Raw genomic sequence first — 10,228 nt, 5'->3', positions numbered from 1 at the left:
CTTGTAATCAGTAGGTCACCAGTTCGACTCCGGTAGCCGGCACCATATAAGAACCCGTTATCTCGTAAGAGGTAACGGGTTTTTTCTTATCTCCACGTGTTGGGATAATGATGATCTTAGGATAATTTTCCTTGATTGACTTATAGATAAAATTGCTATACAACTAAATAAGTTAATAAGGAAAGATTGTGAATACAAGACCTCGCTCATTAAGATCAATTCAAAATTGGTGGCGCTTTATTTAAGCGGCACCTAGTCCTATTTATCTTTTATTTATATAAATAACACTATTGCCGCCAGAGCGCGGTGATGTTGTTTATGGCATTTCTCTGGCGGTATTTATCCCAACTAAGGAAATGCAATGAACAAATATCTCACTGAAAATAAATCGATAGTTTTAACAGGGGATCGGATCACTGGACCTTTACATCTTGGTCATTATATTGGCTCTCTTCAGCAACGTGTCGAATTTCAGAAGAAAGCGACACAATATATCTTAATGGCTGATATGCAAGGGTTAACCGATAATGGCTCAACACCTGAAAAGGTCAGTAAATTTCTTTTTGATGTGGTGGCTGATTATTTAGCTGTTGGTATTGATCCGAAACTTTCCACATTATGCTTACAATCCGCACTACCGGCTTTATCAGAACTGACTATGCTGTATTTAAATATTGTCACAGTATCTCGCTTAGAGCGTAATCCAACAGTAAAACATGAGATTTTGCAAAAAAATCTTTCTCGTTCATTGCCGGCGGGATTTTTAACCTATCCTGTCAGTCAAGCGGCGGATATTACTGCATTTAGTGCAGATATTGTGCCCGCAGGCGAAGATCAATTACCTATGATTGAGCAAACCAATGAAATCGTCACCAAAATAAATAGCTTAATAGGACAACCCGTATTGACAAGTTGTAAGGTCGTAGTAGGGCAAGTCGGTCGTTTACCCGGTACAGATGGTAGTGGGAAAATGTCTAAATCCTTAGGTAATACGATTAATTTATCATCCACAGCAGATGAAATTAAAAAAGCGGTTTATTCGATGTATACCGATCCGCAACATATTGATGTTGCATCACCAGGTCATATTGAAGGTAATGTGGTGTTCACCTATTTAGATGCTTTTTGCCAAGATAAAGCCATGGTGACAGCAATGAAGGCTCATTACCAAAGAGGAGGACTTGGTGATATGAAATGCAAAGCTATGCTTAATGATATCTTACAAGAGCTTCTGCAACCAATACGTGAAAAAAGAGCGCAACTTATTAATGATAAAGCTTATTTATTACAAGTGATCAAAGAAGGGAGCGATAAAGCGAAAGAAGTGACTCAACAAAAGCTTGATGAAGTAAAACGCGGTCTAGGATTATTGATCTTGTGAGCTATTGTATTTAAAAAAGCTAACATTAGGCTTAACGGTGAATATCAGTAAGCCTAGTGTTAGCACTATTCACTTTTTCATTCACTTTTCCTAAAGCGATCACCAGCCCATCACCGACCAATTAAAAACACGCCCTAAGATTTTTACTTCTTCTAAGGTTGATTCTTCATCAGGATAATCAATCGTATTATAGCTACGAATAATGATTTTATTATTGGGTAAGCGGTGCAAGATTTTAACTCTTAACAAGTCACCTTGCTGAATAGCGTAAATACCACCATCAATAATCTTAGTATGTCCTGTACTGATGGTTACAATAGAGCTGTCAGGAATAACCGGTGACATACTGTCGCCATGCACTTTAAAAGCAACAGCATCACTTGGCTGTACACCATATTGATTAAATGTAGAACGAGAGAATCTCAATAATTCCACCTTTTGATTATCAGTGGTACAACTGCCAAAACCTGCGGCCAATTCAATTGTTGAATAAAATGGGATCTCCACTTCATCTCGCTCTATAGGAGTACTATTATCCCAATCATTAACAGGTATTATTTCATTAACTGAAATGCCATCATTTTTCTTGGCGCCTCTGCCATATTCTAACCATTCAGCTCGAACATCTAGCCACTGACTTAAGGCTAAAATATTCGTTGAGTCAGGAACGGATTCACCATTTAACCATTTCCAGACAGCGGGCGCACTGACTTTTATTCCTTGTTTAGCCAATGCCTCTGTAATTCTTTTACCTAACCCTCTACCCGCAATCCCGGAGTCTAAGCAGGCTTCTTGTAGTCTTTTTGTGAATGCTAACTTATAGTCATTTTTAACCACTAGTTAATTTCCTTTTCTATCTTGCTTGACGTGACTTTAGTTACATACTAGCATTAACTAACAGTTAATAAAAGTATGTTAAACATGATTTGTTAACTAAATTAACCATAACGGATAGGTTGAGTATAAAATAGCATTGAGTGCATCAATACGCTAATGGTGATTTAAGCAGGCATGTAAGTGCCCCTAACTTGTTGTGGGATATGGATAAGCAAATAAGTCGTGACAGTAAATCAAAGGGAATATTGTATGAGATTAGCTGACTTACCTAAGTATTTTTCTCCAAAAAGTGTTGTATTAAGTGATGTTAGGACGCCTAAAGCTGTTGATTCATTATCCATTACGGATGTAATGGCTTCAATAAGCTTAGCGACCCGTAAAGGGCGAATGGGAATAGAGCTATTTTTAGCTAAGCACCACATTAACCGTCCCGAAGAAGCGATAGAAAGCCTGTATCAATGTGCATTAACTCAAGTTAACCAATATAAGATGATTGATAAGTTAGCTGAACATGATAAAGCTAAAGTTTTACATATTATCGCTGAATATGCTTTTCAGGATTATGCCAGAAGTGCAGCCAGCAAGAGAGCATGTCCTGATTGTGATGATGGCTTTATCGAAGTTGAAGTTTTTACCACCAAATGCCATGGTCGAAAAACAACTCTGCAGGTTACTCAAAATGCCAAACCTCATCTAAAAACAACCTCATCAAATAAACCTTCTTTTCGAGAGGTAAGGGAAGTAACACGCGTTATTTGCCCTACATGCAAAGGTAAAGCGGAAATTCGTTTAGCATGCCGTTGCCATGGACGTGGAAAAATTGTTGATAAAAAACAGACTGAATTACAAGGAGTTGCCGTATTTAAACCTTGTCGCCAATGTGCTGGACGCGGTTATCCTCGCCTTAAATTCAGCGAAGTCTTACAACAATTGCAACATGTGGTGAGTATTTCAAAAACGGCTGCTTATAGTCATTATAAACCGCTATTTGATTTTTTAGTGGCGGAATGCTTTAAAGAAGAGTCTTTATCAGATAAATTTCTACAAGAAGTTACTGTAAAATAATAATTTTCTATTTTTATTTATTTTTATGAAAAAATATTGTTGACTTAAAGGAAAAATAAGCATACTATAACTCCACAGTGAGAGATTTGTATCTAACAAGCTCTCAGCAAAATCTAAGAAGCCTCACTTTTGAAGTGGGGCTTTTTTGTTTTCAATATTTATCACTATCACACTGACCATTATATAAGCTTGGCGAGTTAATCGATCTCACTGCCAATAGGTTTATGTTATGGCATTTTTTATACTACGCTTTTATCTAATTTATTAGATAAATAAAACCGTCAATATATTCATATTAGCCTTGTGATTAAAATTAGATATGAAGAATGAATATATTATTAATGACATTTCCTCTGATTGGAGGTAAGCCATAAGAAATAATGAAAGAAAATCCAGATCTATGGGAACAAATATGCATTGTTCTTTATTCAATGAAAGAGCAAGGTATATCAGCCTTACTCGCTGGGGGAATGGCTATTCTTCGAAGTTTATATAACGCAGGAGGATGGAAAAAAACTTTTTTAGATGGACTGATGTGTGCAATGTTTGCTTGGTTTATCAAAGATATTCTCCTTTTATTTAGTATTAATCATCAATTTGCTTACTTAGCCAGTGTCTTTATTGGTTATGTAGGCATTGAACCTGTAAGCAAACTTCTTATCAGGAAAAATAGGAGTTAAAAATGGCTAAAATAGCGCGGGGTGAACGTAATAATAACCCAGGTAATATACGCCATGGTGCAAAATGGCAAGGATTAGCAAGCACGCAAACAGATAAAGATTTTTGTCAATTTATTTCACCAGAATATGGCATCAGAGCAATTTATAAATTAATTCAAACCTATCAAAATAAATATGGTTTAAATACAATTAAATCTATTATTTATCGCTATGCACCACCTAATGAGAATAATACATTGGGTTATATTGAGCGCGTATCAAAAGAAATAGGGATTGAAAGTAATAAACCTATTGATACCCAAATAAAAAAAGTTTGTATATCTTTATCTATAGCCATTATTAATATTGAACTGGGTTATCAACCCTATGCCAAAAAAGTATTTGAAGATGCTTGGTTGTTATTATGAACTATCTTACAAAAATCATAATAATCATTATGTTATGTTTAATTGCTGGACTTTTTTGGGTTATTGATAGAAATAAAATATTAAAACAAAAATATGTGAAAATTAATGAAACACTGACGCAACAGATTGTAGAAAACAAAAACTATCAATTAAGAATAAAGCAATTATATCAAATGGATACTCAACGTTTACAGGAGTTAGCCAGTGCCAAGAGCGAAATTAACCGGTTGCGTAGTTATGCTGAGCGTGATCCTGAGCGGGTGTACATCAGAGCCAGTTGTGCAACAAACGACGCCAATTCCACCCCCCGCGTGGATGATGCAACCCGCGCCAGACCTACTGACGCCGCTATCCGAAATTATTGGATACTCAGAGAAAGAATTGCTCAGTCAGAGTCCATCATCTTAGGTCTACAAGGTTATATTCGCCAAGAGTGTATTAATTAAAGTGATTAAAAAGGAGTGTAAAATAAAGGAGATGAAATGAATGATAATGATATTAATAAAGCTATTCGAGAGCAATTAATAAAACAATTAATAAAAACAGATATCAATGCTGAAGTTATTACAGGATATCAACCGGAAGAAATCACTGATAATAATATTATTATGTTTTTTCCTATTAAGGAGGTGAGCCAAGGTTGGCAGAAAAGAAGTTATGATGTTCAAGGTAATAATGCCAATCACACTGAACAACAACTTGTTGAGTTAACTTATCAAGTTCAGAGCTTTACTAAAAAACAATCTGATTTTACTGCAGGTGATTTAATTAGAACAACGCGAATGATCATTCATTCGCTGCCTTTTATTGAATCAATGAGAAAAAAAGGAATAGGAATACAACGTGCGACAGAAATTAGGCGTGCGCCAATAATTAATGAAGGAAATAGCTATGAACATAATCCTTCATTTGATTTTAATGTCACTTTTCCCAGCTCATTATCTCTAAACACTGCAGCTACACATTTACTTATATCTAATCTATCTCGTATTTAAGGATAAATATGTCTATTAAACAAACACGCTATGTTGATATTGCGAGTGCGGTGATTGGTGCCTCTACTGCACCAATGCGTAAACTGACCGCACGTATTTTTTCAACAAACCCTAAAATTCCAGCAGGGAAAGTACTCGAATTTACTTCTGGTCAAGTTGATGCGTTTCTGGGAGCTGATTCTCCAGAAGCGCAATTTGCCCGCCAATATTTTAGTTATGTGAGTCCGGCTCCCGTCAGCAAGCCTAAAGAGCTACAAATTGCCTCTTATGAGCCAATGGGACGAGCGCCAACACTCTTTGGTGGACCGGTTGCCACACTGGATAAATTAAAGCTGATTGAAGAGGGTGAGTTAACGCTGGTGATTGGCGATGTGACTAAAAAAATCAGCAAGCTCTCTCTTCAAGACGTGACGTCCTATAGTGATATTGCATCTGTAATTCAAGCAAAACTCAATGCTGAAAGTGAGCCACAATTTGCCAGTTGTTATGTGACTTTTAATGCTATGGATAGTGCTTTCTTAATCAGCGGCGGTGTGCAAGAAAAAGCGCAGATTAGCGTCAACAACTCACCTCTTGCTGATGCCTTAGGGTTAAGTCAGGGACAAACTTCTGAGGGTAATGCATCACAGACTGCCCTTGAAGCATTTATGGCTGCAGAAGCTATTTCTGACTCATTTGGTAGTGCAACATTTTTAACCGAACTATCTATTGAGCAAAGTGTGGAACTGGCTGAATACGTAGCAGGTGAAAATGTCAAATACCAACTTTATTTATCGGTGCCAGATCAACAAGCTGAAATGTACAGCAAGGCATTAATGAATACCGCATCGACAGGGTTGAATTTAAAAACCGAGGAAAACTTTTTTGTGCAAGCGTTGCCTATGGCGATTATGGCAGCAACAGATTTTGAGCGTACTAATGCCACCACAAATTACATGTATCGACAATTTGGTATTACATTCCCATCGCAAGTTACCACAGATATGGTGGCCGATCGCTTAGATAAATTGCGCGTGAACTATTATGGTGAAACGGCGGTATCTGGCTCTGAGATCAGTTTCTATCAACGTGGTTTTTTATGTGGTAATGGTGCTAATCCAGTAGATATGAGCGTACATGCCAATGAGCAATGGCTAAAAGCGTATATTGCACAGCAGTGGCTTAGTTTATTACTGTCAACGCGCGGTATTCCTGCGAATAAAGATGGTGAAGCAAGAGCGATGATGATCATTGCTGGGGCAGTAACAAAGGCATTAAATAACGGCACTATTCAAACGGGTAAAGCATTAACAGAAGTACAAAAAATCGCAATTACAGATGCGGCAGGTGATGATTTAGCGTGGCACGATGTACAAAACAAAGGTTATTGGTACAACGCTGAAATCGTTGAACAAACAGGGCCAGGCAATTTACCGGAATACACCATGAAATATGTATTGATTTACGGTAAAGGCGATTGGGTTCGTAAAGTTGAAGGCTCACATAATTTAGTTTAAGGAACAAACAATGAACGATATTTCAGCAACAGGCTTAAGCCTTATTATTCAAGCAAGTAAAACATTTCCAGCGGGTATTCCGATCACCACCTTTTCTGATGAAGGTGATCCTTTAGATTTACCGACAGTTAATATTACACAAACAGCGGTAGATATTAATGGTAATTTGGTCAGTTGGTCTTCACCAACACCTCAAACGGTCACCATTAATGTGTTAGCGGGAAGTGAAGAAGACGAAAATCTAGCTATTTTGTTTGATGCTAATACAGCAAGACGGGGACGACGTCCTGCCAGTGATGTGATTACTTTAGTCGCTTCTTATGGAGATGGCTCTATTACCACGGCACGTAATGGACGTATTACTGGCGGTTGCCGAGGTAATTCAGTCGCAGGGGTAGGGCGTCTTAAATCTAAGCAGTACACTTTTATTTTCCAAGATTTTGACCGTGTTAGAGCGCGTTAATTATTAATCTTACTTTTTATCATGGCGACTTCGGTCGCCTTTTTTTATGGAGTTTTTATATGTTGATTAAACCAAAAGAGATCACGGTGATTGATAGTGATCGTCAACAGCATACCTTTATTATTAGCCGGTTACCCGCCACAATTGGACGAGAGATCTTGGCTAAATACCCATTATCAAATGCCCCTAAAATCGGTGATTATGAAGTCAGTAAAGAGGCCATGTTAAAGATGATGGCGTATGTTGCTGTAGAAAAAGAAGGCCAAGAAATTTATTTAAAAACCAGTACATTAATTGATAATCACGTCCCTGATGGGGAAGCGTTAATTCGTCTTGAATTAGAAATGTTAAAGTACAACACCAGTTTTTTCGGCAACGGCGGGAGCCAAAATTTCCTTCAATACCTATTAGGCAAGCTCAGCGGTTCTCTCCCGTCGATTATAAAAACGCTGATGGCTTCTTTGCCGTCATCATCTCAGCCGGCTTCGCCTCTTTCACAGAACTCAAAACAACCATAGATTTAGAGGAAGCTTTTGATCTGTGGGAAATTGCGATTACCAATCGTTATAACGAGGCGCTAGCGGCGTCCAAGGAGAGATAATGTCGCTATTACCCGTATTTAGTCAGGTACTGACGTTAGACGCGGAGGTATCTGATAACGCATTAAATAATATCAGGAAATCGACCAACGAAATTCTTGAGGAAATGAAGAAAATAGAGCAGGGCGCATCAGCAGGTATTAGTCGCTTTTTTGCCTTTGTTCAAGAAATAGCCGCCAGTTTTAACGAATTATCACTGGAGCCTGAAATAAACCTTTCGGTGGACAACCAAGAAATTATTCAAGCCTCTGAAACTGTTGAAAATTCGATACAACAAATCGTTAAAACGGCACTTAGTAGTACTCAAGAATTTGATACTTTTTTGCAAAATATCTTAACGGGGCTGACGAGTTTATCGCTTGATGAGCCCATAAATATTGAAATAAATAGTGGTGAAACACAAGAGAAGATCCATTCAATTACGTCAAGCATTGACGCTCTAAAAAATGCGATGTCAGTATTAAATTACACGAGAAATTTGCTTAGCAATGATGTGGATAGTGATGCAAGTCATCTTGCGAATTTAAATGCTGAATATCAGGCAATGGAAGATCAGCTTGCTTCATTAAATAATGAATTAACTTTATTAACTGAGGCAGAAAAGAAAAATAAAGAAAATAAATTAGTTATTGATGAGGTGATTAAAAATCTAGGTGCCGATTACGATCAATTTATCAGCACCATGCAAACCCAAGGTATTAAAGCGGCAATAGAAGAAGCTCAAGCTCAACGTCGATTAAGCAGTAGTGTTGATGAAACCGGGAAAAGTTATCAGCAAACCGTCGATAAAATGAAAGATTTTATCCTAAACGCCATAGGTGCAACGGATATTATGGGGACGTTACAAAAGGTATTTTCTGCGTCACTTGAACGTTCTCAAGAAATCGAATCATTAGATAAACTCAGTAAAAAAATGGGGGTTGCGGCGATTGATATTGACGCTTTTTCAGGTGCGATGGCTGCAATTGGTGGCACGAAAGAAGCTGCTCAAGCGGATTTAGCCGCTATGGCAACTGCGTTTGACGATACGCAAGATCCCATAGAGCAGCTTTTACAGGTCGCTGATAACGTTAAAAATATGAGTTTTGATGATGCCCAAAAAGAGCTGGAAAAATTAGGTGTTGTTGATGATAAAACCATCGAATTAATGATGAAAGGTCGTCAAGAGCTAGAGCGTACGATGGGGGTACAAAAACAATTCTCAGGTATCAACGACGACAGTATTGAAAGTGCGATCCAACTCAATGCCACAATACATAAATTTAGTCAATTAGCGGCACAATTCAAAAATAACTTTTTAGATATGATTATTCCTACGCTGGCAAAAGGTATGGAATGGTTTGATAAATTAGTCGATTTTTGTGTGAAAAATAAAGATATTGTGATTAGCTTTTTCTCCGCCATCGGCGCCGCTGTTGCTATTTATTATTTACCCGTCATGATCTCTGCTGCCGCATCGACACTTGCCATGGCATTACCTATTATTGCTATTGCAACGGTGATTGGTTTATTAGGTGTCGCCTTTAAACTCGTCTATGACGATATTATGAATTTTATTAACGGTAACGATTCCATGATCGGCCGTATATTAGAAAAATACCCAGTATTAAAAAGTGTGATCATGACGATATGGCAGGCATGGCAATCATTCTTTGAATATTTAAAAGAGGCTGTCACTGTTGTTGCTGATTTTGTTATTGCTGCATGGGATCTAATATCTAACTCATTTAATCAATTTATACAGACTCTAGAAATAGGGATTAATAATCTTATTGCTTGGGGGCAATCCATTATTGATATCTTTATTTTTGTTTCTGATTCAGTGGTGAGCCTATTTGAATGGATGTGGGGCTGTGTTGAAAAGATATTGGATTTTGTCGATGAAAAAATCAACCTAATACAAGATATATGGCAATCAGCCAAAAGCTTTTTCGGTATGGACGACGAAGAAAAAGAAATTCGTGTGGTGCAAAAGGTAGAGCGGCGATTAACAAATGAGGGGGAGCTTGACTATATCTTGCCACAATCTCAAACAGCGACACGATATTATAGTCCTATGCAGGAGGTTAAATCGTTAAATAACGGATTAGCAATATCGTCAAATAACAGTTTAAACCCGATGACCAGTCAAATGATCAGTAATCAATCAAGCATTAAAAACGAAAGTAATGTGCAAATTGGTGAAATCAAAATTGAAACTCAAGCCACAAATGGTGCGGAGGTGGTTAAAGAAATCAAGAAATCTTATACAGAGCAAGAAGCTAAAAATATATCGCAGAATCACTCTAGTGGCTGGAGGGTGTAA

At 37.6% G+C, this 10,228-nt stretch carries 11 protein-coding genes; 10 read left to right on the top strand and 1 reads right to left on the bottom strand.

Annotated features, from left to right (window positions below; genetic code table 11):
• Positions 1–361: 361 nt before the first annotated feature.
• The gene (gene trpS / locus HMPREF3129_RS04915; RefSeq protein WP_012368094.1) at positions 362–1,381 is read left to right on the top strand and encodes a tryptophan--tRNA ligase; all 1,020 of its coding nucleotides are present in this window, start codon (positions 362–364) and stop codon (positions 1,379–1,381) included.
• A gap of 99 nt (positions 1,382–1,480) precedes the next feature.
• On the opposite strand, the gene HMPREF3129_RS04910 is transcribed toward trpS, so the two are convergent.
• Positions 1,481–2,218, bottom strand: coding sequence for a LexA family transcriptional regulator (locus HMPREF3129_RS04910; protein WP_036918602.1), 738 nt, complete (start codon positions 2,216–2,218; stop codon positions 1,481–1,483).
• 249 nt (positions 2,219–2,467) lie between these two features.
• On the opposite strand from HMPREF3129_RS04910, the gene HMPREF3129_RS04905 reads away from it, so the two are divergent.
• From HMPREF3129_RS04905 to HMPREF3129_RS04865, 9 genes are all read left to right on the top strand, one after another.
• Complete coding sequence (locus tag HMPREF3129_RS04905) at positions 2,468–3,283, top strand: antitermination protein Q (protein WP_036918599.1); 816 nt, start codon at positions 2,468–2,470, stop codon at positions 3,281–3,283.
• 380 nt (positions 3,284–3,663) lie between these two features.
• Positions 3,664–3,963, top strand: coding sequence for a phage holin, lambda family (locus HMPREF3129_RS04900; protein ID WP_004248367.1), 300 nt, complete (start codon positions 3,664–3,666; stop codon positions 3,961–3,963).
• Positions 3,964–3,965: 2 nt separating this feature from the next.
• Positions 3,966–4,370, top strand: coding sequence for a hypothetical protein (locus HMPREF3129_RS04895; RefSeq protein WP_017628006.1), 405 nt, complete (start codon positions 3,966–3,968; stop codon positions 4,368–4,370).
• Complete coding sequence (locus tag HMPREF3129_RS04890) at positions 4,367–4,816, top strand: lysis system i-spanin subunit Rz (RefSeq protein WP_036918597.1); 450 nt, start codon at positions 4,367–4,369, stop codon at positions 4,814–4,816. Before HMPREF3129_RS04895 ends, HMPREF3129_RS04890 begins: the two co-directional genes overlap by 4 nt.
• A gap of 36 nt (positions 4,817–4,852) precedes the next feature.
• Positions 4,853–5,365 carry a phage gateway protein gene (locus HMPREF3129_RS04885; protein WP_004248364.1) on the top strand — a complete coding sequence of 171 codons (513 nt, stop codon included), beginning with the start codon at positions 4,853–4,855 and terminating at the stop codon, positions 5,363–5,365.
• 8 nt (positions 5,366–5,373) lie between these two features.
• Entirely contained in the window at positions 5,374–6,861 is a 1,488-nt protein-coding gene (locus HMPREF3129_RS04880) for a DUF3383 domain-containing protein (RefSeq protein WP_036918594.1), read from the top strand.
• Between the two features lie 10 nt (positions 6,862–6,871).
• Positions 6,872–7,324 (top strand): phage tail fiber protein, encoded by a 453-nt coding sequence (locus HMPREF3129_RS04875; protein WP_004243628.1) that lies wholly within the window; start codon positions 6,872–6,874, stop codon positions 7,322–7,324.
• 59 nt (positions 7,325–7,383) lie between these two features.
• Positions 7,384–7,842: a hypothetical protein gene (locus HMPREF3129_RS04870; protein ID WP_004243627.1), complete on the top strand. Its 459-nt coding sequence runs from the start codon at positions 7,384–7,386 to the stop codon at positions 7,840–7,842.
• Between the two features lie 82 nt (positions 7,843–7,924).
• Complete coding sequence (locus HMPREF3129_RS04865; RefSeq protein WP_036918590.1) at positions 7,925–10,228, top strand: phage tail family protein; 2,304 nt, start codon at positions 7,925–7,927, stop codon at positions 10,226–10,228.

Origin of the sequence: Proteus sp. HMSC14B05 (assembly GCF_001808035.1) — a bacterium.
GTDB classification, from domain to species: domain Bacteria; phylum Pseudomonadota; class Gammaproteobacteria; order Enterobacterales; family Enterobacteriaceae; genus Proteus; species Proteus mirabilis.
This window is presented reverse-complemented; position numbering and strand designations above follow the sequence as displayed.